Annotated in this window: 18 protein-coding genes; 9 read left to right on the top strand and 9 right to left on the bottom strand. The window is 64.9% G+C overall.

Annotated elements, in window-relative coordinates; all coding sequences use genetic code 11:
- Window positions 1–16: 16 nt before the first annotated feature.
- The 9 genes from BMY53_RS01675 to BMY53_RS01635 all read left to right on the top strand — a co-directional run bounded on the left by BMY53_RS01675 (window position 17) and on the right by BMY53_RS01635 (window position 12170).
- Window positions 17–1501 (top strand): ABC transporter permease, encoded by a 1485-nt coding sequence (locus BMY53_RS01675; protein ID WP_092942972.1) that lies wholly within the window; start codon window positions 17–19, stop codon window positions 1499–1501.
- A 7-nt stretch (window positions 1502–1508) separates the two neighbouring features.
- Window positions 1509–3371, top strand: a complete 1863-nt coding sequence (locus BMY53_RS01670; protein WP_092942970.1) for an ABC transporter ATP-binding protein — start codon at window positions 1509–1511, stop codon at window positions 3369–3371.
- Between the two features lie 671 nt (window positions 3372–4042).
- Entirely contained in the window at window positions 4043–6772 is a 2730-nt protein-coding gene (locus BMY53_RS01665; protein WP_092942968.1) for a TonB-dependent receptor, read from the top strand.
- Window positions 6773–6901: 129 nt separating this feature from the next.
- On the top strand, window positions 6902–7639 hold the full coding sequence (locus tag BMY53_RS01660; protein WP_092942966.1) for a 2OG-Fe(II) oxygenase: 738 nt from the start codon (window positions 6902–6904) through the stop codon (window positions 7637–7639).
- A 700-nt stretch (window positions 7640–8339) separates the two neighbouring features.
- On the top strand, window positions 8340–8984 hold the full coding sequence (locus BMY53_RS01655) for a hypothetical protein (protein WP_092942964.1): 645 nt from the start codon (window positions 8340–8342) through the stop codon (window positions 8982–8984).
- A gap of 102 nt (window positions 8985–9086) precedes the next feature.
- Window positions 9087–9944 carry a MotA/TolQ/ExbB proton channel family protein gene (locus BMY53_RS01650; RefSeq protein WP_092942962.1) on the top strand — a complete coding sequence of 286 codons (858 nt, stop codon included), beginning with the start codon at window positions 9087–9089 and terminating at the stop codon, window positions 9942–9944.
- Window positions 9945–9968: 24 nt separating this feature from the next.
- Window positions 9969–10397, top strand: coding sequence for an ExbD/TolR family protein (locus BMY53_RS01645; RefSeq protein ID WP_092942960.1), 429 nt, complete (start codon window positions 9969–9971; stop codon window positions 10395–10397).
- 12 nt (window positions 10398–10409) lie between these two features.
- On the top strand, window positions 10410–10841 hold the full coding sequence (locus BMY53_RS01640; RefSeq protein WP_177200666.1) for an ExbD/TolR family protein: 432 nt from the start codon (window positions 10410–10412) through the stop codon (window positions 10839–10841).
- Window positions 10842–10919: 78 nt separating this feature from the next.
- Complete coding sequence (locus tag BMY53_RS01635; RefSeq protein ID WP_092942956.1) at window positions 10920–12170, top strand: hypothetical protein; 1251 nt, start codon at window positions 10920–10922, stop codon at window positions 12168–12170.
- A gap of 183 nt (window positions 12171–12353) precedes the next feature.
- On the opposite strand, the gene BMY53_RS01630 is transcribed toward BMY53_RS01635, so the two are convergent.
- The 9 genes from BMY53_RS01630 to BMY53_RS01590 form a co-directional block, all read right to left on the bottom strand.
- Window positions 12354–13709 (bottom strand): S1 family peptidase, encoded by a 1356-nt coding sequence (locus BMY53_RS01630; RefSeq protein WP_092942954.1) that lies wholly within the window; start codon window positions 13707–13709, stop codon window positions 12354–12356.
- The gene (locus tag BMY53_RS01625) at window positions 13709–15139 is read right to left on the bottom strand and encodes a metallophosphoesterase (RefSeq protein ID WP_092942952.1); all 1431 of its coding nucleotides are present in this window, start codon (window positions 15137–15139) and stop codon (window positions 13709–13711) included. The genes BMY53_RS01630 and BMY53_RS01625 overlap by 1 nt, the downstream gene beginning before the upstream one ends.
- 363 nt (window positions 15140–15502) lie before the next feature.
- Entirely contained in the window at window positions 15503–16261 is a 759-nt protein-coding gene (locus BMY53_RS01620; protein ID WP_092942950.1) for a 3-hydroxyacyl-CoA dehydrogenase, read from the bottom strand.
- Between the two features lie 99 nt (window positions 16262–16360).
- Entirely contained in the window at window positions 16361–17014 is a 654-nt protein-coding gene (gene adk / locus BMY53_RS01615) for an adenylate kinase (RefSeq protein WP_092942948.1), read from the bottom strand.
- A 282-nt stretch (window positions 17015–17296) separates the two neighbouring features.
- On the bottom strand, window positions 17297–18067 hold the full coding sequence (gene kdsB, locus BMY53_RS01610; RefSeq protein ID WP_255369981.1) for a 3-deoxy-manno-octulosonate cytidylyltransferase: 771 nt from the start codon (window positions 18065–18067) through the stop codon (window positions 17297–17299).
- A complete protein-coding gene (locus BMY53_RS01605; protein ID WP_092942944.1) occupies window positions 18064–18294 on the bottom strand; it encodes a Trm112 family protein in 231 nt (76 codons plus the stop codon). Before BMY53_RS01605 ends, kdsB begins: the two co-directional genes overlap by 4 nt.
- A complete protein-coding gene (lpxK, locus tag BMY53_RS01600; protein ID WP_092942942.1) occupies window positions 18284–19330 on the bottom strand; it encodes a tetraacyldisaccharide 4'-kinase in 1047 nt (348 codons plus the stop codon). Before lpxK ends, BMY53_RS01605 begins: the two co-directional genes overlap by 11 nt.
- A complete protein-coding gene (locus BMY53_RS01595) occupies window positions 19327–19743 on the bottom strand; it encodes an ExbD/TolR family protein (RefSeq protein WP_092942940.1) in 417 nt (138 codons plus the stop codon). The genes lpxK and BMY53_RS01595 overlap by 4 nt, the downstream gene beginning before the upstream one ends.
- A complete protein-coding gene (locus BMY53_RS01590) occupies window positions 19740–20429 on the bottom strand; it encodes a MotA/TolQ/ExbB proton channel family protein (protein ID WP_092942938.1) in 690 nt (229 codons plus the stop codon). Before BMY53_RS01590 ends, BMY53_RS01595 begins: the two co-directional genes overlap by 4 nt.
- Between the last annotated feature and the right edge of the window lie 115 nt (window positions 20430–20544).

Genomic DNA, 20544 nt, shown 5'->3' with positions numbered 1-20544 from the left:
AGGTCCGGAGGACGTTATGGGATTCAAGGTCGTCGTCCTGTGGACCGATGTCGCCCTCTGGGCGCTGATGGCGGTGCTGTTGGCCTATGTCATGCGCCTGGTGCGACGGCCGCATCTGCGCGCCAACTGGCAGCGGGTGCTGCGCGATCCGGCGGCGCTGAGCGCTGGCGTGGTGCTGCTACTGTTCATCGGCGTGACCGCGCTGGACAGCCTGCACTTCCGGTTCGCGCTGTCGGACAGCCCGTCCGGCGAGCAGTTCTACGAAACCCGCACCAACTCGGTGTTGGATCTGATGCTGGCGCGCCAGCTGGAGATGCGGGAGACCAGCTACTCCGCGCCGCTGGCTTATGCGGGCTTCAACATGGACAGCGTCGTCCATGACGGGCAGGTCGTGCGGGAGTTCCCGCGCCTGGCCTTTGGCGGAGCCCACCTCAAGGACCCGGCCCAGGAATGGGCGGGCGATGTGACCCACCGCGCGCTGATGGGCCTGGTGGCGGGGCTGCTGGTTTGTGTGCTGCTGGCCGCCGGCATGGCCGCCATCCTGGCGCGCACCCATGGAGGCTGGCGCCAGGGCCTTCTCGACCTGCTGGCCGACCGCACCCACTACCCGTGGCGGGCTGCGCTCTGCACCCTGGGCGTGGTGGTGCTGCTGGGCGGGCCCGTGGTGGCGCTGATGGGGCATTACCACGTGTTCGGCACCGACCAGACGGGCAACGACGTGCTCTACCAGTCCCTCAAGAGCGTGCGCACCGCCTTTGTGATCGGGGCGCTGTCTACGCTGGCCACGCTGCCGTTTGCGCTGGTGCTGGGCATCCTGGCGGGCTACTTCAAGGGTTGGGTGGACGAGGTCATCCAGTACTTCTACACCGTGCTCACCTCGGTGCCCAACGTGCTGCTGATTGCCGCCTGCGTGCTGATGGTGCAGGTGTTCCTGGACAAGCATCCGGAGGTCTTCGAGACCGGGGCCGAGCGGGCCGACCTGAAGATCTTCCTGCTGTGCGTGATCCTGGGCGTGACCGGCTGGGCCACGCTGTGCCGGCTGGTGCGGGGGGAGACGCTGAAGCTGCGGGAATCCGACTTCGTGCAGGCTGCCACCGCCTTTGGGGTCTCGGACACGAAGATCATGGTCCGGCACATCGTGCCCAACGTGATGCACCTGGTGCTGATCAGCCTGGTGCTGAATTTCTCCGACCTCATCCTTTATGAGGCTGTGCTGACTTACGTGGGCGTGGGGGTGGACCCGACCATGAACAGCTTCGGCGGCATGATCAACCTGGCACGCTCCGAGATGAGCCGTGACCCGGTGGTGTGGTGGAGCTTCATGGCCGCCTTCGGCTTCATGGTGAGCCTGGTGCTGGCCGCCAATCTGTTTGCCGACGGCGTGCGGGACGCCTTTGATCCGCGCTCGCGCAAGCTGCGGCCGCAGGTCATGGCCTTGAAGGCCCGCAAGGACGCGCAACGCGCCGCTGCACAAGCGGCCCAGCATAAGCAGGAAGCCTGAGGCCACCATGCTGAAGATTGAAGACATCAAGGTGCATCTGGATGCCGAGGCGGGGCTGGTCCGCGCCATTGATGGCATGCGCCTGACCCTGACCCGCGGCCAGACCTTTGCGCTGGTGGGCGAATCCGGCTGCGGCAAAAGCATGACGGCGCTGGCGCTGATGCGCCTGCTGCCGGAGAACGGCCGCATTGCCGGTGGCCGCCTGGACCTGGACGGCCAGGATCTGTTCGACCTCAGCGAAGCGCGCATGCGCGACGTGCGGGGCGGGCGCATCGGCATGATCTTCCAGGAGCCGGGCACCAGCCTGAATCCGGTCATGAAGGTGGGGGACCAGATCGTCGAGGCGATCGAGGCCCACACCGCGCTGCGCGGCGCCGCCGCTCGCGAGAAGGCGGTGGACTGGCTGCGCCGCGTCGGCATCCCGGAGCCCGAACGCCGCATCGACGACTACCCGTTCCGCATGTCGGGCGGGCAAAAGCAACGCGTCATGATCGCCATGACGCTGGCCGCCGAGCCGGACTACCTGATCGCCGACGAACCCACCACGGCGCTGGATGTCACCATCCAGGCGCAGATCCTGGAGCTGCTGAAGGACCTGCAGCGCGAGCGCGGCCTGGGCCTGCTGCTCATCACGCACGACCTGGGCGTGGTATCCGGCATGGCGCACCAGGTGGCGCTGATGTATGCGGGCCAGATCGTGGAAGTGGCGCCGGCGGCGGATTTCTTTGCCGCCCCCAAGCATCCGTATGCACGGCTGCTGCTCAAGGCGCTGCCGGATGCCGGACGCCGGGGTGAACCGCTGGCAGCCATCCCGGGCACGGTGCCGCCGCTGTGGCAGGACTTCGAAGGCTGCCGCTTCGCCCCCCGGTGCGATCGCGCCATGGTCCATTGCGGCGCCACGCCGCCCGCATTGGCTGCAGCGCCGGACCGGCCTGCGGGTCACGAGGTCCGATGCCTGCTCTATACCGATGTGCGTGAGTCGCTGGGCCGGCCGTCGGCCGTACCGGCACCCGCCTCTGGCCGTGAGCAGCGGGCAGGGCAGTTGCTGCTGGAGGTCAAGGACCTGCGGGTGCGATATGCCTTGTCCCGCGGCTTTCTGGGTGGGGCCCAGCGCTATTTCAACGCGGTGGACGGTGTGTCTTATTCCATCGAAGCAGGGCGCACACTTGCACTGGTGGGTGAGTCCGGCTGTGGCAAGACGACCTCCGGCAAGGCCATCGTCCAGTTGCTGCGGCGGCAGGCCCTGATTGAGGGGAAGGCCCTGCTCCATGGCATCGACGGCCAGGTGAACGACCTGTTCCAGCTCGATGGTCCGGCCCTTCGGGATGCGCGCCGGCAGGTGCAGATCATCTTCCAGGACCCCTTTGCGTCCCTGAACCCACGGCTGCGTGTGCAGGAGCTGCTCGAAGAAGGCCTGCAGGCGCTGCGTCCGGAACTGGATGCCGGCGCGCGTCTGGCCTTGCTTCATGACCTGGTGGACCAGGTGGGTCTGCGCCGGGATGCGCTGAACCGCTTCCCGCATGAGTTCTCGGGCGGGCAGCGCCAGCGCATTGCCATCGCACGCGCTCTGGCGGTGGAGCCGCGTCTGATCGTGTGTGATGAACCGACCTCCGCGCTGGACGTGTCGGTGCAGGCGCAGATCCTCAACCTGCTGCGTGAGCTGCAGCGTGAGCGAGGCCTGTCCTACCTCTTCATCACCCACAACATCGGCGTGGTGGAGTACATCGCCGACCACGTGGCGGTGATGCAGGCGGGCCGCATCGTGGAGGCCGGCCGCTGTAACGAGGTGTTGGGCCAGCCACAGCAGGCCTATACCCGCACCTTGCTCGCCGCCGTCCCCCGCGTAGAGCGCCGGGTCACGGCGGCCTGATTCCACATTCCAACGCCGCCCGGGAGGGCGGTGTTGGTTGCCTCGTGGCATCGCGCCACACGGGTCGGCATTCCTGCGTCTTGATTCCCTTCTCGGGTTGAGAAGGAGGCTGGGCAATATGTCTGCAGGTAATCAGAACGACATATTCGAATCGGCGCACACCCCACACTTTGCTGCCCGGCTGACCCTCGGTTTGGATGACTTTTCTGGCCGAAATATGTCAGCCAGATCGACCTCAAGAGCGGCCGCAGGGGCCCGGGGTGGCGGCCTTCCTGCACGACGGTTGTGCAATTCGCCCAATTGCGGGGCGCGTTTATGCATCAGTTTGGTGAATGGTCGGGCGATATTCGCTCGTGATTATTCGGAAAACGCGTGAATCGAAAGAAACCGCACAGTTCGGATTTCCCAATCGCCCGTTCGTGCGGAATGCGTCGTCGCGTGAACGCAACAGAAACCATAGTTCGCACACTCCGTACTTACCCGCGAAAAACCATGACTTGGGCCACTTCCGCGCTCTGTTTAGGGGTTCACCTGAGAAGGCTTCACCAACCAGAAATGACACTGCAACGACCTAAATCTGAGACGGATGCTCAGGCACAGGTCTGACCTTTATCGAGGTCTGCCGCGTGTTCACAACACGTCACAAGTGTTTCTGGAAAAGGAGTTTCCCAATGTTCAAACGCAAGAGCGTCAACGTCGCCGCGCTGCTGGCACTTGGCGTGGCTTTGCCCGCCTTCGCACAGCAACAGCTGGATAAGGTTGAGATCACGGGCTCGTCGATCAAGCGTATTGATGCCGAGACCGCCCTGCCGGTGAGCGTCATCAATCGCGACACGATCGACAAGAGCGGCGTCTCCAACGTGCAGGAGCTGGTCGATCGGCTGAGCTACAACAACGGTGGTGGCATCTCGCTGGGCCAGTCCATCGGTGACTCGTCGGCCACCGGCCAGACCGGTGCTTCGCTGCGCGGCCTGGGTCGCGCCCGCACCCTGGTGCTGCTGAATGGTCGTCGCCTGCCGATCTACCCGTTCAGCGGCCAGGGCGTGGACTTGAACTCGGTGCCCCTGTCGGCCATCGAGCGTATCGAAGTGCTGCGCGACGGCGCCTCGGCCACCTATGGTTCGGACGCCATCGGCGGCGTGATCAACTTCATCACGCGCAAGGACTGGCAGGGCGGCGAAATCAGCGCCGGCCTGGAAGTGCCGCACAAGGTGGGTGATGTGGCCTCCCTGGCGGGCGGCTTCGGCTTTGGCGACCTGTCCAAGCAGAAGTTCAATGTCCTGGGCACGTTCAACTACCAGAAGTACGACCCGATCCGCGCTGCGGACCGCGGTTTTGCATCGACGGGCAATCGGCCGGACCTGGGCATCATCAAGGATTCGGCCAACACCTTCCCGGCCAACGCCTTCATTCCGGGCACCACCAGCAACACCTATGTGCCGGGCGCCTCGAACTACCCGGTCTGCGCGAGTCCGGACAGCTTCTCCAAGGAGAACAGCCCGGTCTGCCGTTATGACTACACGCACTACATTGACCTGATCCCGCAACAGGAGCGTTACGGCGCGTTGGTGAAGGGCACGCTGGCAGCTGACGACAACAACACGCTGTTTGCCGAAGTGGCCTACAGCCGCAACGAGATCATCCTCGGTTCGTCGCAGACGCCTTCGACCACCACCGGCAAGGACGCCTACTACTACCCCGGCGGTGGCAAGTGGTACCCCACTGCCGCCGTGGATGCGGTGCAGCCCGGCTATCGCGGCGACCTGCTGATCAATTGGCGTATCGTGGACGGCGGCCAACGCCGTGACAAGGTCACCAACGAAGTGCTGCGCACGGTCGTCGGCGCCGAAGGCACGCTGGCCGGCTTCGACTACAAGACGGCGTTCACCTATGCCGAAGGCAAGGCGCGCGACGACTTCGTCAGCGGCATCTATTCCGACGTCCGCCTGCGCGAAGCCCTGGCCACCGGCCTGGTCAACCCGTTCGGCCCGAACGATGCCGCGGGCCTGGCGGCCCTGAAGGCGGCTGAGCTGTCCGGCAACAACCGCGCTTCCAAGACCAGCAATACCGGCGTGGACATCACGCTGTCGCGTGAGCTGTTCAATGTCGGCTACGGCAATGCCGGCCTGGCGTTCGGTGGTGAATTCCGCAAGGAAAAGTACACCGACGGCTATTCCGACATCGCCGGTTCCGGCGACATCGTGGGTGGCTCCGGCAACGCCGGCATGGTGACTGGCCAGCGTGACGTGAGCGGTGTGTTCGCTGAAATGAACTTCCCCGTTCTCAAGTCGCTGGAAATCAACGCTGCGGTGCGTTATGACCGCTACAGCGGCACCAAGGGTGAGTCGCGTGACGGCGTCTTCAGCTCGCCGAACCTGTCCTCCACCAGCCCCAAGCTCTCGCTGCGCTTCACGCCCATGCCGGGTCTGCTGTTCCGCGCGTCCGCCGGCAAGGGCTTCCGTGCCCCGGCGCTGGACAACATGTACGCGCCTGCTGCAGGCACGAACACCGGTGGCAACTGGGACGATCCGTACTACAACTCCATCAACACCGGGGTTGACCCCAAGGATGGCGTCTCCAAGCCTGGTTGCGAGCGGTCTGACCGCTTCAATGCCGACCACTGCAATGTGCAGCTGACGGCAGTGAACAACAGCAATCCGGACCTGAAGCCGGAAAAGTCCAAGACCTTCACCCTGGGTCTGGTGTTCGAGATGATCAAGGACACCACCATTGGCGTGGACTACTTCGACATCAAGATCACCAACGGCATCCGCTCGCTGTCGGGTGACGACATCCTGAAGGACTGGTACAAGAACCAGACCGGCCCGACGACCAGCAGCTCGGCCTACTCCGACCGCCTGGTGGTGGATCCGGTCACCGGCTACCTGAACTACGTCAATGCCTCGCAAGAGAACGTGGGCCAGGCCCGTGTCTCCGGCTTCGACCTGAGCGCTCGCACCCGTGTGCGCACCGATTTCGGTGTGTTCACCCCGGGTTGGGAGGGCACGATCCTGACCAAGAGCACCGAAACCAACGTCGTCACTGGCGACAAGGTGGACAAGCTTGGCAAGTACGACGTTGGCGGCCCGGTGATCAAGTTCAAGCAGACCTTCACGCTGGACTGGGATCGTGGCAACTGGGGCATCGGCGCCCGCTACTACCTGCAAGACAGCTACACGGACTACGGCGAAGAGCGCAAGGTCAAGTCGTATGGTCTGCTGGACCTGCAAGGTCAGTTCAAGGGCATCAAGAACATGACCTTCACCGCGGGCTTCCGCAACCTGCTGGACAAGAAGCCGCCGGTCACCGTTCAGGAAGACTACTTCCAGGTCGGTTTCGACCCGACCTACGCCGATGTGAAGGGCCGTACCTTCTACGTGCGTGGCAAGTACGCCTTCTGATCCTGACTGATCCGATCCATCGGATCAGTCCGGTCTGAAGTCAGGGCAGGCCCTCCGGGGCCTGCCCTTGTTTTATGCGTATGCTCGACGTCATGCCCGACCCATCGCGGGCAGGGGTGTCCAAGTCTCATGAACTATCTGAATCCCACTCTGGACTTCGCCGCGCTGGGGCACACGCTGCGCACCACCGGACGGGTGTTGATCCGCGATTTCTTTGCCACCGAGGTGGCGGATGCGCTGGACCGTTCCCTGCAGAAGATTGATTGGCAACTGGCCTACCGGGATGCCAACGGCGACCGCCGCCTGACCGGTGAGCAGTTGCGCAGCCTCACGCCCGAACAGCGTTGGCAATTAACCGAAGGCATCCATTCCGTAGCGCGGGAGGGCTTCCAGTTCTCGTTCTTTTCAGACTCGCTGGTGGAAGCCCTGCAGCAGGGGCGCAACGACCTGCTGGCGCGCTTCATGCGCTGGATGGCGGACGAGGAATTCCTGTCCCGCATGCGGCAGCTCAGCGGTGACGAGGCCATCAATGGGGTCTATGCCCAGGCCACCCTGTATTCACGCGGGAATTTCCTCACCAGCCACGACGACCACGTGGAGCGGGAGGACCGCCGCATTGCCTACGTCATCAATCTCACCCGCCGCTGGAGCCCCGACTGGGGTGGCCTGCTGCATTTCACCGGGGAAGATGGTTCCGTGCTGGAGACCTTCTATCCCCACTTCAACTCCCTCTCCTTGTTTACCGTGCCGCAGCCGCACTTCGTGTCCTATGTCCCGCCGTTTGCCATGGGCGAGCGTCAGGCCATCACAGGGTGGCTGATTGCGGCGCAGCGGAAGGGCGAGGCGGGGCAGGGCGCTCCAGCGTGAGATGTGCGCCAGCCCTCGCAGGGTTGACGCTAGTGGATGCGCCCGCGATTTGTCGCTAAATTCGCTTTTTCACTGAGATGAGCGGCAGGCGCACGGTTAACCCGCGCAACCGTTTTCTAGGTGCGAAAATTGCTCCAACGTTCGGTACTGCCTGGATGGGCAGCCGGTTCACCGGGAAAGCACTGATCTGGTGCCGTCGCTTGGCGGCCACCATACCAGTAAGATACCAGGTGAGTCGGAAACGGAGCGGCATGGATCGTTGAGATCTATCCAATCCGCTCTGAAGGGGCATGGGCGAAGCGTGAAATTCCTGGGGCAAACCCCAGGGAAGGGCGCAAGTCCATGTCGTTTATGATCAGCGTCGCGCAAGGTGATCAGGTCTGCGGTTTGGCTGCGGAACTGGATCGGTCCTTGAGACGCCCGTGGCCACAAGCCGACGGGCATTTTTGTTGAGTCGGGTTCGTATCGTGCCCAGGGTTTCGGTTCTTCGTGTGATGTCCATCCTGCATTCGGCGGGTCGGCGATCTTCGGCACTGATAGCCGTTGCACCACCGTTCCCTGCTGTCCGCACAGCCGGCAAGACAGGCGCTGCTAACTCGATGGGTTGCAGCGCGAACGCCTGATCAGCCTGGTGCTGTGTTGAGTCGAACTCCCCTTTAGTCTCGATGAAAGTTATTCGCAGTTTGATGAAGGAGCGCGCATGAACTTTGCGCAGGATAAAGGCGGTTCGTCGCGCCTGACGGGCTTTGGCCTCGTCGTACTGGTGCACGTCCTGATCATCGGCGCCCTGGCCAGCGGTCTTGCGACCAAGGTGAAGGAAGCCATCAAGGGCCCCATCGATGTGAAGGTCGTCGAGGAAAAGGTCAAACCTCCTCCCCCTCCGGAGAAGGTGGTGCCGCCGCCCCCGGACATCAAGGCCCCGCCGCCACCGTTCGTGCCGCCGCCGGAAGTGATCGTCACCGCGCCTCCGCCGGTGAACACGCCCGCGCCGCAGGTGTCGACCACGCCGCCGCCGGTCACCGACTTCAAGCCGGTGCTGCCGACGACGCCGCCTGCGCCCCCGGCACCGCCGCGGGCCGGCCCGATGAAGGCCATCGGCAACTGCACCAAGATGGGCAAGCCTGAGATGCCAGCCCTGAACTGGTCGGGCCAGGCTTCCTACAAGGCCACCTTCACGGTGAAGGCCGGCCGCGTGACGGAAGTCCAGTTCACCACTATCCGTGGCGCGAACGACCGCAAGGCGGAACGTGCCATGAAGAACGCGATCCAGGCCGCGCTGACGGAAAGCTACGAATGCCCGGGAGACCTTCTCCTTGAGCAGGAGTTCGTCTTCAGCATGGATTGATGTGCCGGGTTCCCGGCCGATCTGATCGAACAAAACGGGGCGCCTGACGCGCCCCGCCTCTCTCAACCTGAGTTCAAGACTTTTTGCGTAGGAGCCACCTCCATGATCTCTCGTCTGTCTGCCTTGTTTGCGGCCGTTGCGTGCGCCGCGACCCTGGCCGTGTCCCCCCTGGTCGCTCATGCGCAGGACGCAGCGTCCGCTGCCGCTTCTGGCGTCGAGACGACGGCTGCTCCGGCTGTTGACACTGCCCCCGCTGCTGCTCCTGAAGCTGCTCCGGCTGCTCCCGCCAAGGTTGATAACCCCTACAGCCTGGGCAACATCGTTGCTCACGGCAACATCGTGGACCAGATCGTTCTGGCGATCCTGTTCGTGATGTCGCTGGGTTCCTGGTACATCCTGTTCACGAAGCTCTGGGACACCTCCAAGATCGCTCGTGAAGCCAAGGAAGTCCGCAGCACCTTCTTCAAGAAGGCCTCGCTGGCTGAAGGCATCAAGGGCCTGAGCGAAACCGGCGCCTTCCGCTACATCGCCCAAACCGGCGTGGAAGCTTCCGATCATCACGAAGGTGCCCTGACCGAGAACATCGATCACAACACCTGGGTGACGATGAACATCGACCGCGCTGTGGGCGAAGTGAACTCGCGTCTGCAAGGCGGCCTGGGCTTCCTGGCGACCGTCGGCTCGACCTCTCCTTTCATCGGCCTGTTCGGCACGGTGTGGGGCATCCTGCAAGCGCTGACCCAGATCGGTGTGGCTGGCCAGGCTTCGATCGACAAGGTGGCCGGCCCCGTGGGCGCCGCCCTGATCATGACCGCCATCGGTCTGGGCGTGGCTGTTCCGGCCGTGCTGGGCTACAACTGGCTGGTCAACCGCAACAAGTCGGTGATGGGCCAGGTTCGTGCCTTCGCTGCTGACCTGCACGGCGTCCTGATGGGCAGCCGCAAGGTCGCCGGCCGTTAATACTCGAAGTCCCGGAGACTCAATATGGGGATGAACGTAGGTTCGTCCGGTGGCGACGACGAGGTGGTCTCCACCATCAACACCACGCCCCTCGTGGACGTGATGCTGGTGTTGCTGATCATCTTCCTGATCACCGTTCCCGTGGTGACGCAATCGGTGGGGGTGACCCTGCCGAAAGAGACGAATGCCGTCCGCGTCACCAAGCCGGAGAACATCGAAATTGCGGTGACCAAGGAAGGCGACATCTACTGGGGCGTGCAACTGGTTCCGGACACGGAAACACTGGTGGCACGTCTGAAGAAGGTGGCGGTTCTGAATCCTCAACCGGAAGTCCACATCCGTGGCGACGAGAAATCGCGCTACGAGAATGTGGGCAAGGTGATGTTTGCGTGCCAGCGCGCCGGCATCATGTCCATCAAGTTCGTCACCGAGCCGCCCGCTCGGGGCGGTTGAAGGAGCTGAACAATGGGTATGAATGTTGGAAGCTCCAGCGGCAGTGACGAGCCAGAAACCATGCTGGACGTCAACACGACGCCGCTGATCGACGTGATGCTGGTGCTGCTGGTGATGTTGATCATCACCATCCCGATCCAGCTGCACTCGGTCAACCTGGACATGCCGCCGCCGCGGCCCAACGAACACCCGGTCGAACCGATCGTCCACGAAGTGGCGATCGACTTCGACGGTACGGTGTTCTGGGACGGCCAGGCCCTGGCCAGCCATGCCGCACTTGAATCCAAGCTGTCCGAGGTCACTGCGATCCCGGACCAGCCGGAAGTGCACATCAAGCCGAACAAGCTGGCCGAATATGGCTATGTGGCGGCAGTGATGGCTTCCGCGCAGCGGCTGGGCGTCAAGAAGATGGCCATGGTCGGGAACGAACAGTTCATCAACTGATGGCTGCCTGATTTGGTGATAGAACAGAACGCGCTGCCCGTAAGGGCGGCGCGTTTTTCTTCGTAGGAGAGCAAGCGAATGAAACTGAAACTGTTGGCCACTGCCGCTGTTGGTGCCGCGGCCCTGGTGCTGGGTCAAACGCCCGAGGGCACGCTGAGTGTGATGTCCCAGGCGGCCGCCCAGGTGCGTCCCGATGTGGGCAAGCATCTGAAGGCCGCGTCCGATCTGCTGAAGGCCGGCAAGGCCCCTGAGGCCCTGGCCAAACTTCGTGAAGCCGAAGCCGTGCCCGGCCGCAATGCGGACGAGAACGCCGCGCTGGAAGGTCTGCGCATCTCTGCGGCCTCGCGCACCGGTGATGCCGATGCCATGGTGAAGGGTTTTGATGCCCTGAACGCCGCCGGCCGCCTGCCTGCTGCCCAGAAGCTGCCCATGATGGAAGCCATCGCCGGCACTTATCTGCGGATTGGCAACACCGCCAAGGCGCTGGACTGGTCGAACAAGTACTTCGCCGCTGGTGGCAACAGCCCCACGATGAAGCAGGTGCAGACCCAGGCCCAGATGAAGTCTGGCGACGTCGGCCCGATGCTGAAGGATGCACTGGCCGAGATCCAGGCGGACGAAAAGGCCGGCCGCACACCCGCCCAGCAAACCCTGAACACGGCTCTGTGGGCCGCGGACAAGAAGGGTGATGGCGCCCTGGCGTCCCAGCTCACCCAGAAGCTGCTGAACTACTACCCCACGCCCAGGCTGTGGAGCGTGGCGCTGAGCGGGCTGCAAAGCAAGAAGGGCTTCAGCGCTTCGCGCTATCAGCTGGACGTGCTGCGTCTGCGCCTGGTCACGGACAACATGACCGGTGCCAACGACTACATGGAACTGGCCCAGCTGGCCGGTGCCGCCGGCTTCCCGGAAGAGGGCAAGAAGGTCGTGGAGAAGGGCTTCGCCGCTGGTGTGCTCAAGCCCCAGGACGACAATGGCCGTCCGAAGCGCCTGGCTGACCTGCTGGACAAGCGCATTCAAGAGGCTGTGGCTGCCCAGGCCGCCAACGAGCAGGCTGCCCGCAGCGCGCGCGAAGGCGACGATCTGGTCAAGCTGGGCCTGGCGCTGGTGCAACGTGGCCAGAAGCCTGCCGGGCTGAAGCTGATCGACGACGGCATCGCCAAGGGCAATTTCAAGCGCCCGGACGATGCCAAGCTCTACCAGGGTCTGGCGCAGTACCTGGCTGGCGAAACCAGCAAGGCTCAAGCCACCTGGCGCAACGTGAAGGGCACGGACGGTTCGGCCGATCTGGCGGGCCTGTGGCTCGTGGTGTCCCGCTCGGGCAAGAAGTGATGTGACGATGCGGCATCGGGCATTGCCTGATGCCGCAGGGTTGCACTCGAATGCAAATCGGAGGGCCTGGTAGGACCCCGGGCAACGCGCCCGTCGCCGAGCTGGCGGCCAAACCACGGGAGGCGGTGCACAGGATGGGCAAGCAATGCGCGGCCGGCCGCCGCCTGGCCGAGCTGGAATGCATCAAGGCGGCGGTGTAAACAGCAGATTGAACACTTGAGGGTCGTGGCCCAGCTTCTGCAGGTTGGTCTCAGCCTGCGAGCGCATCGTTGCGATGGTTTCTGCCGCGTACTTGCACAAGCCGACAGCCCGTTGATAGCAGGTCTTGGCCAAGGCCAGATCGCCAAGCAGCAGCTGGGCCTCGGCCTCCGTTGCATGGAACCACACGTCGCGAGCCTGCAAGGGCACGGCATTCAGCGATTGCAGGACCTGCCTGGCAATCTCACGGCATGCCTCGGTCTTGTTCAACCAAAGTGCGGTGGAGGCGGCGTTGATGCCGGGATAGAACTTGCCGCTGGCCTGGAATGCGGCCAGGTAGGTCTCGTGGGCCTGCTCCAGCTTGGCGATGTTGGCTGAGGCCCGCCACTGCTGCTTGTAGCGCCCGCCCAGTAAGCCACCGGTCTCGCCATCCGTGTGGCTTGCCCACAAACTCTCCAGGCGGCTGGTCGCCGCTTCGAGTTGCGCCGGGTCACCGGTCTTGGCCATAGCCAGGGCCCGCAACTGTTCATCGCGCAAGCTCAGGCCGCAGGCATTCAGTACCTCCAGCGCGCGTTCGGGCGCACTCAGCTGGATCAGTGCTTCGGCAGCGCTCAGCCGAGCCTGCTCAAACGGCATGTCCTTGCCGGCCCAACGCTTGAGCAGGTCCAGCACCTTGGACACCTGCTCGTTGTTGTCCGGTGACCCTGTGGTGGGGGGCTCCGCCATATCGGCATGCGCCGGCGCCTGCGCTGCCAGCAGATCGAGCACGCTGCGGGCATGCACGGCATAGACCTTGCCGAAGGCAGGCCGAAGCGGGTTGTCAGGGTCGGAAAGAAAGCGCTTCACGTGGCCGACGACGACACCGTTGACCAGCACGGGGCTGCCCGAAAACCCATGCAGTGGCGTCGCCATGCCTGTTGCCGCTTCGGGCGAGGTCAGCTCCAGCACGTCGCGCCCCAGGTCATCCCGCGCCTTGGGGTGGCTGACGATGCCCGAGCAAGTGACGCCGGTGCCTTTGCCAACCCCTGGAAAGCCGAAGCCATCCCAGGCGGCCTTCCAGCTGCAACCGCCGCCCAGCGTCAGCGGCGCCGCGCCGGGGGCACGCTCGAGCTCCAGCACCGCGCAGTCGTTGTCGCGGTCCACGCACAGAATCGTGGCCGAGAGCATCTCATCGCCGAAGACCACGCTGATCGTTTCGGGCACCGCCCGCTCGATGACGTGGGCACAGGTCGCGATGCGTTGCGGTCCGATCAGGTAGCCGGTGCCGACCGACTTGACGCCGTTCAGGCTAATGGACGTGATGCACCCGCAGGCCTGGCTGATCTGCTCGATGTCCAGCATCACTCGCCCCGCGAATAGGTCAGCAGCGTGAGCGGCCCCTGTGGCAGGCGGCTCACCGCACCGTCGGGCTCGAACACGAACACGTCCTTGCCGGTGACCTTCGCGCCGTCGAGGTCAATGCGTGCAAAGGTGGGCAACTGGCAACGCCAGCTCTCCAACTTGTTGGTGGCGAGATCAGCCACAAACCCGCGCAGCTGCGCCAGCGCCGCGGTGTCGTCGTCGGCCAGCACGGTCTCCGGCACGCGAAGCAGATCAGCCCAGGTCCCGGTGTTCAGGTAGACCGCGCCCTCAACGTCGAGAGCCACGCGCTTGGCCAGGTGCGTATGGCCATACACGACGACCTCGAAGCCCCTGCGCGCCGCTGCCTGTGCCGGCTTCAGGTATTCGTCGATCTCGGTGCGCGAATCGAAGGCCTGACGGTGGTCATTCGCGTAACTGCGAAGTGCCTGCAGCAGGCGGGCGTAGATCTCCCTGGTGACCGCGTCGTAAGTCGCTTCCTTCAGCCGCGTCAGCAGATCGCTCGCGCCGTCGAGAAAAGAGATGTTCTGGAGATCGTCCATATCGGCCAGATGCATGGCCAGCTGGATCATCGGGTCCTGCAGTGCCTGCGCTTGGGCGAACTCGGCGCGGATGTTGCCCGGATCGGTGGGGATGCCGTTCTCGTCGAAGCGCGAGCGCATGCTCTTCGCGGCCAGCTTGGCAATCTTCGCCACATGCTTCATCGCTGCCGGGTCCAGCACGGCCAAGATCGGCACCATGCCCGAGGTCTCTGGCTTCAGCAGATCGACCCAGGGGTACTTGGCTTTCAAGGGATTCAGTACCTGCTGGACCATCTGGCTCCCGGGCGGGCCTTGGTAGTCGATGGGCACTTCGCGCCGGGACAGGGCCGAGCGGATCTCGCGCAGCGCGTCGTGCGACACCACATTCCACTTGTCGTAGCAGTTCCCGTGCTCGATCAGCACTGAGCCCTCCACGAAGGCCTGGTTGTCGTAGAGGAACTCTACGTTCTCGCCCAGGGTCTGCATCAACAGCCGGCGCGGTCCGGGCAGTGACAGCTCGATGTCATGGTTCCCCAGCATCAGCGTCAGCCGACCGCCAGTGGCGACAAGGTCGTGCAAGGCCGTCCAGATCGGTCGGGTCGAATCAATGATGGCTTGGAGCTTGCGCACCGCCTTGTCATCGTCGTTCGTGAAAGAGGTGAACTCCTCTTCGGCCAGGAAGTCGACGATGTCGCCGGCAATGACCAGGCGCGTCTCCTGGGCGGCTTCGCGCTGCGTGCCCACATAGCGAATGAATTGGGCCAGCCGGTCGAGACCCGCTGGCGAACACATCTGGAAGCCGGCGCCGCCGCCCAGGTGCAAGTCCGAGATGACAAACAGTGATTTACGCATGGTGATATTGCCCCCCTGGATCGTCAGCGTACCGGCCATCCCAGTGGACCGACTCAGCCGCGCGCCTTCTCCTTCTGGATGGCAGCCGCGATGCTGGCGCGTGCCCGCGCATGCTTTGCCTGGGCCCCATCGTGGCCCGAGCGCTCGATCCAGTCGAAAAGGCGCTGAACAACATAGCTATGTCGTCGCGCTATCGTGGCAGTTCGCCAGCAGCGCCAGCTGGATGCGCTGCGCGGGGTCCACCAGATAGATGCCGAAGGCCGTGCTGACGACGGTGGCATCAGGAAAGCCGAGCGGGTCTGTGGCCCGCTTCTCGGTCGGCCCGCAGTGGCAGGCGATGAGGTCGCCTGCAGTGTGCCGGGCAGGCGCAGGAGATCAACTCTTGCGCGTTCGCTCAGCAGTTCAGCGCGGCGCCAGCCGGATCGCACCGTCCAGGCGGATCACCTCGCCGTTGAGCATGTCGTTGGTGATGATCTGCTGCACCAGCTTGGCATAGTCCTCCGGACGGCCCAGGCGGGACGGGAAGGGTACGCTGGCCGCCAGCGCGTCCTGCACCTCCTGGGGCATGCCGAACAGCATGGGCGTGCCAAAGATGCCGGGCGCGATGGTCATGTTGCGGATGCCATTGCGGGCCAGGTCCCGCGCGATCGGCAGCGTCATGCCCACGACCCCGCCCTTGGAGGCCGCATAGGCCGCCTGGCCGATCTGGCCGTCGTAGGCGGCCACCGAGGCGGTGGAGATCAGCACCCCGCGTTCACCGGTGGCTTCGGGCTCATTCGCCGCCATGGCCTGCGCCGCCAACCGGATCATGTTGAAGCTGCCGATCAGGTTGACCTGAATGACCTTGGAGAAGGTGGCCAGCGGATGTGCCCCGTCCTTGCCCACGGTCTTGGCGGCGGGGGCGATGCCGGCGCAGTTCACCAGGCCCATGAGCTTGCCATGCGCCACCGCCGCGTCCACGACGGCCTGCGCATCCGCCTCCTGGCTCACATCGCATTTCACGAATCGGCCGCCCAGTTCCCGGGCCAGCGCCTCGCCACGTTCCACCTGCAGGTCCGCAATCACCACCTGGCCGCCTTCGCGCGCCAGCATGCGGGCGGTGCCTTCACCAAGGCCCGAAGCGCCGCCTGTGACAATGAATACCTTGTTGGCGATGTCCATGCTTGTCTCCTTCCGTTGACGTTAACGTCAATTGTTGTGTGCAAAAAAGGCGGCCGGGTGAGGGCCGCCTTTGTGGGGCGCGAGGGCGCGGCGCCGGCCTCAGGCCAGCGCTGCCAGCGCGCGGCTGGTGATCTCGTCCACCGAACCGATGCCTTCGATGCGGCGGTATTGCGGGGCCTGTGCGTCGCCGCTGGACGCCCAGGTGGCGTAGTAGTCCACCAGCGGACGGGTCTGCGACTGGTAGACCTCCAGGCGCTTCTTGACGGTCTCTTCCTTGTCGTCGTCGCGCTGGATCAGGTCCTCGCCAGTGACGTCGTCCTTGCCGGCCACCTTGGGGGCGTTGAACTTCAGGTGGTAGCTGCGGCCGGAGGCCGCATGCACCCGGCGGCCGCTGATGCGCTCGATGATGGCTTCGTCAGGGACGGCGATTTCCAGCACGAAGTCCAGCTTCACGCCTGCATTCTTCATCGCGTCGGCCTGGGGGATGGTGCGGGGGAAGCCGTCGAACAGGAAGCCCTTGGCGCAGTCCGGCTGCGTGATGCGTTCCTTGACCAAACCGATGATGATGTCGTCGCTGACGAGGCCGCCAGCGTCCATCACCTTCTTGGCCGCGACGCCCATTTCAGTGCCAGCCTTCACCGCGGCACGCAACATGTCGCCGGTGGAGATTTGCGGGATGCCGAACTTTTGGCAGATAAAGGCCGCCTGGGTGCCTTTGCCGGCGCCAGGGGCGCCCAGAAGAATCAGTCGCATGGGTCTCCTCGATACAGGGAAGAAAGCGCGTCACGGCCGGTAAAAGACGTGACGCGCCCTCGAAAACTGCGGGCGAGGATAGCATGTGCTGGCCTTCGCCCCGCTGACGTTCCGCCGTCATGAACAACTCCTGTAACCCGGGCGGGCGACGGAGAAGGCTCGATTCACGGGGTTCGAAGGGCCGTTGCGGCGGCCCTTGGCAAGACGGTCCGCCGTTGCGGCAGCCCTTGGCAAGACGGTCCGCCGTTGCGGCGGCCTGTGAGAAGGGACCGGGCCGTCGCTTCAGGCCATCAATGCACGCACGCGCTCGAGGTCTTCCGGCGTGTCCACGCCCGGTCCCGGGCGTTCGTCGCTCACATGCACGGCGATGCGTTCACCATGCCAGAGCACGCGCAACTGCTCCAGGGCCTCGATTTGTTCCAGCGGGCTGACCGGCAGCGTCGGGAAGCGCCGCAGGAAACCCGCACGGTAGGCGTACAGGCCCACATGCCGCAGGACCGCACCAGGGCGGATACGGGCACCGGCGCCGGGCGCATCCCGCCACCAGGGAATGGGCGCGCGCGAGAAATACAGCGCCAGCCCCTGGGCGTCGGTCACCAGCTTCACCACGTTGGGGTTGGTGAACTCGGCGTCATCGTCGATGGCGTGTGCCACCGTGGCCATCTGGCATTGCGGGCGCTGGGCCAGCAGTTCCGCGCAGGCGCGGATCATCCCGGGGGCGATCAGGGGCTCATCCCCCTGCACATTCACCACCAGCGCGTCGTCGGGCAGGCCCAGCTGCTCGCTGGCCTCGGCCAGACGGTCGCTGCCGCTGGCATGGTCCGCGCGGGTCATCAGGGCGCGCACGCCGTGCGCCTCACAGGCTGCTCGCACTGCTTCGGCATCCGTGGCCACCACCACCTGGGCGGCACCGGCCAGCGCGGCTCGCCGGGCCACCTGCACGATCATGGGCGCCCCAGCGATGTCCGCCAGCGGCTTGTTGGGCAGGCGCGTGGAGGCCAGCCGGGCGGGAATGACGATGTGGAACGGCAAAGCGCTCGACGCTGCGCTCATGCCTGTTCGCCCTCGGCGTCCAGTGTGCGGGCCTCATTGGCCAGCATGACGGGGATGCCGTCCCGCACGGGGAAGGCCAGGCGGTCGGCCGGGCACACCAGTTCGCGCGGCGGCAGCGCCTTCACAGCGGCGCTGGCGAGCGTGGCGCCGGGGGCGGTGTTGCGGCGGTCTTCCAGCGGGCCCTTGCAGACGGGGCACACCAGCATGTCAAGAAGTCTATGGTCCATCGGGCAGCAGGCGCTTGAGCTCCAGGAGCAGCGCCTCCTCAAATGCGGGTTCGGGTTGGAAGTCTAGCGCCACCACCCAGATCCGGCAGCCCTGCAGCGCTTCGGGGCGCAATTTGACGGCGTCCTTTTCGGTGATCAACACCTCATCGGTACGTGCCCAGGGCAGGGGGTCCAGCGTGGCGTGGTCAGGCAGGGGCAGGGCGCGGAAGCTCAGGCCCTGGTCACCCAGCATGTCGAAGAAGCGCTGTGGTCGGGCCAGGCCGGCCGCAGCGATCAGGGATTTGTTGCGCAACGCATGCAGGCGTTCCAGGCGGGGCGCTTCGCCTCGCCACCAGTCTGCCAGGGCAGTGGCGCCGGCCAACTGCCGCACGCCCACATAACCGGCCAGGCCGGTGCTGCGCAGGCCGGTGGAATACAGCACCAGCTGGCGCGCACTGCTGCCAGGGGGCGGTGGCAACTGGCGGGATTGGCGCAGCGGGCCGGCGGGCAGCAGCCGACCGTTGGACAGGCCGCGTTCATCAAAAACGAGCACGCTCAGCTGGCGCGGCAGGCGCCAGTGCTGGAGGCCATCGTCGGAGACCAGCAGCTGAAGGTCGGGGTGGGCCGCCAGCAGCGCCTTGGCCGTGGCCACGCGGTCGCGGCCCACGGCCACCGGCACCCGGCCACGCAGCGCGATCATCAGCGGCTCGTCGCCGACCTCGGCGGCCCGGTCGCCCTCCTGGATGACGCGGATCGATTCTTCGTTGGCGCGGCCATAGCCGCGCGAAATGACCCCCGCCCGAACACCGGCGCGGGCCAGGATGTCGAGAATGGCGAGGGTGGTGGGTGTCTTGCCCGCGCCGCCGACCACCCAATTGCCCACCACGATGACGGGCACCGGCAGCTTGGCGGCGCGTTTCAGCCCCAGGCGGTAAAGCCCGACACGAAACTTGAGGATGGCGGCATGCAGCGCACCGAGCGGGCGCAGCAGATGGGCGAGGCGGTCGTTGTCGCGCCAGGCCCGTTGCAGCCGTTCCTCCAGCGAGCCCCGGCTCATTCCCGGGGCTTGTTGGCGGCGAAGGTGAGCCGCGGCAGGTTGGCGCGACGGGCCGCGTCCATGACGTTGATCACCGCCTGGTGCGGGGTGGCGGCATCGGCGGAGATGATCAGTATCGGGTCCTGCTTGCCTTGCGTTGCGGCTTGCAGAGCCGCGGTCAGCAGGTCCACGCTGCGGCCTTCCACCGACTGGCTGTCGATCGCGTAACGACCGTCCGCCGAGATGGCAACGATGATTTCCGCCGGGCGGTCCTTCATCGTCTGCGCATCCGCCGTGGGCAACGTCACCTGGAGTTCCGTGAACTTCGAGTAGGTGGTCGAGAGCATCAGGAAGATGAGCACGACCAGCAGCACGTCGATGAACGGGATCAGGTTGATCTCCGGCTCCTCGCTCTGGCGACGGCGGAACTTCATTTGGCGGCTGCCTTGGACGAAGACCTGGCGGCCGGCGCAGCGGACGAGGCTGACGACGTCGAGGACGACGACGAGCCACGGCTGGTCAGGTGGTTCAGCAGACGTTCGCTGGCCTGCTCCATGTCCACCACATACGCTTCCACCCGGCCACGGAAGTAGCGGTAGAACATCAGCGACGGGATGGCGATGATCAGGCCGAAGGCCGTGTTGTAGAGCGCAATGGAGATGCCGTGCGCCAGCATCGTCGGGTTGTTACCCGTCGGCCCCTGGCTGCCGAAGATCTCGATCATGCCCACCACCGTACCGAGCAGGCCCAGCAGCGGCGCGGCGGCCGAGATGGTGCCCAGGGTGTTCAGGTAGCGCTCCATCTGATGGATGGCATGGCGGCCCGCCAGCTCAAAGACCTGGCGCATGCGCGGCTCTGACAGGCGTGCATCGGTCTGCGCGGCACGCAGGCCCGAGGCGAGCACCTGGCCCAGCAGCGAGTTCTCCGCCAGCTTGTTGACCACATCCCCACTGGGGATCTGGAGCTGCGTCACGCCCAGAACCTCCTCGATCAGGCTTTCTGGCGCCACTCGGCTGGTGCGCAGGCTGACAAGGCGTTCGATGATCAGGGCCAAGGCCACCACGGAACACAGCAGCAAGGGCCAGATGGGCCATCCAGCGGCTTGTATGATCGAAAACAAGGCTATCCCTCCGTTCGGGCAACTCTCTGCCCGGCGGGCGCATTATGGCGCCATGCCGGGGTCCCGCCGAGCATCCCCCCGGTCTCCCACACAAGACCTTACAAACATCCACCAT

This window comes from Roseateles sp. YR242, assembly GCF_900109745.1.
Classification (GTDB): domain Bacteria; phylum Pseudomonadota; class Gammaproteobacteria; order Burkholderiales; family Burkholderiaceae_C; genus Roseateles.
This window is presented reverse-complemented; position numbering and strand designations above follow the sequence as displayed.

What these genes read in the sequence shown, in the direction of transcription:
- lpxK (WP_092942942.1), bottom strand. Translation starts at nt 19,330, where the DNA reads ATGAGCCGGGGCTCGCTGGAGGAACGGCTGCAACGGGCCTGGCGCGAC.
- BMY53_RS01620 (WP_092942950.1), bottom strand. Translation starts at nt 16,261, where the DNA reads ATGGACATCGCCAACAAGGTATTCATTGTCACAGGCGGCGCTTCGGGC.
- BMY53_RS01635 (WP_092942956.1), top strand. Translation starts at nt 10,920, where the DNA reads ATGAAACTGAAACTGTTGGCCACTGCCGCTGTTGGTGCCGCGGCCCTG.
- BMY53_RS01675 (WP_092942972.1), top strand. Translation starts at nt 17, where the DNA reads ATGGGATTCAAGGTCGTCGTCCTGTGGACCGATGTCGCCCTCTGGGCG.
- BMY53_RS01660 (WP_092942966.1), top strand. Translation starts at nt 6,902, where the DNA reads ATGAACTATCTGAATCCCACTCTGGACTTCGCCGCGCTGGGGCACACG.
- kdsB (WP_255369981.1), bottom strand. Translation starts at nt 18,067, where the DNA reads ATGAGCGCAGCGTCGAGCGCTTTGCCGTTCCACATCGTCATTCCCGCC.
- BMY53_RS01655 (WP_092942964.1), top strand. Translation starts at nt 8,340, where the DNA reads ATGAACTTTGCGCAGGATAAAGGCGGTTCGTCGCGCCTGACGGGCTTT.
- BMY53_RS01640 (WP_177200666.1), top strand. Translation starts at nt 10,410, where the DNA reads ATGGGTATGAATGTTGGAAGCTCCAGCGGCAGTGACGAGCCAGAAACC.
- BMY53_RS01630 (WP_092942954.1), bottom strand. Translation starts at nt 13,709, where the DNA reads ATGCTGGACATCGAGCAGATCAGCCAGGCCTGCGGGTGCATCACGTCC.
- BMY53_RS01665 (WP_092942968.1), top strand. Translation starts at nt 4,043, where the DNA reads ATGTTCAAACGCAAGAGCGTCAACGTCGCCGCGCTGCTGGCACTTGGC.
- BMY53_RS01625 (WP_092942952.1), bottom strand. Translation starts at nt 15,139, where the DNA reads ATGGCCGGTACGCTGACGATCCAGGGGGGCAATATCACCATGCGTAAA.
- BMY53_RS01645 (WP_092942960.1), top strand. Translation starts at nt 9,969, where the DNA reads ATGGGGATGAACGTAGGTTCGTCCGGTGGCGACGACGAGGTGGTCTCC.
- BMY53_RS01605 (WP_092942944.1), bottom strand. Translation starts at nt 18,294, where the DNA reads ATGGACCATAGACTTCTTGACATGCTGGTGTGCCCCGTCTGCAAGGGC.
- BMY53_RS01650 (WP_092942962.1), top strand. Translation starts at nt 9,087, where the DNA reads ATGATCTCTCGTCTGTCTGCCTTGTTTGCGGCCGTTGCGTGCGCCGCG.
- BMY53_RS01670 (WP_092942970.1), top strand. Translation starts at nt 1,509, where the DNA reads ATGCTGAAGATTGAAGACATCAAGGTGCATCTGGATGCCGAGGCGGGG.
- BMY53_RS01595 (WP_092942940.1), bottom strand. Translation starts at nt 19,743, where the DNA reads ATGAAGTTCCGCCGTCGCCAGAGCGAGGAGCCGGAGATCAACCTGATC.
- adk (WP_092942948.1), bottom strand. Translation starts at nt 17,014, where the DNA reads ATGCGACTGATTCTTCTGGGCGCCCCTGGCGCCGGCAAAGGCACCCAG.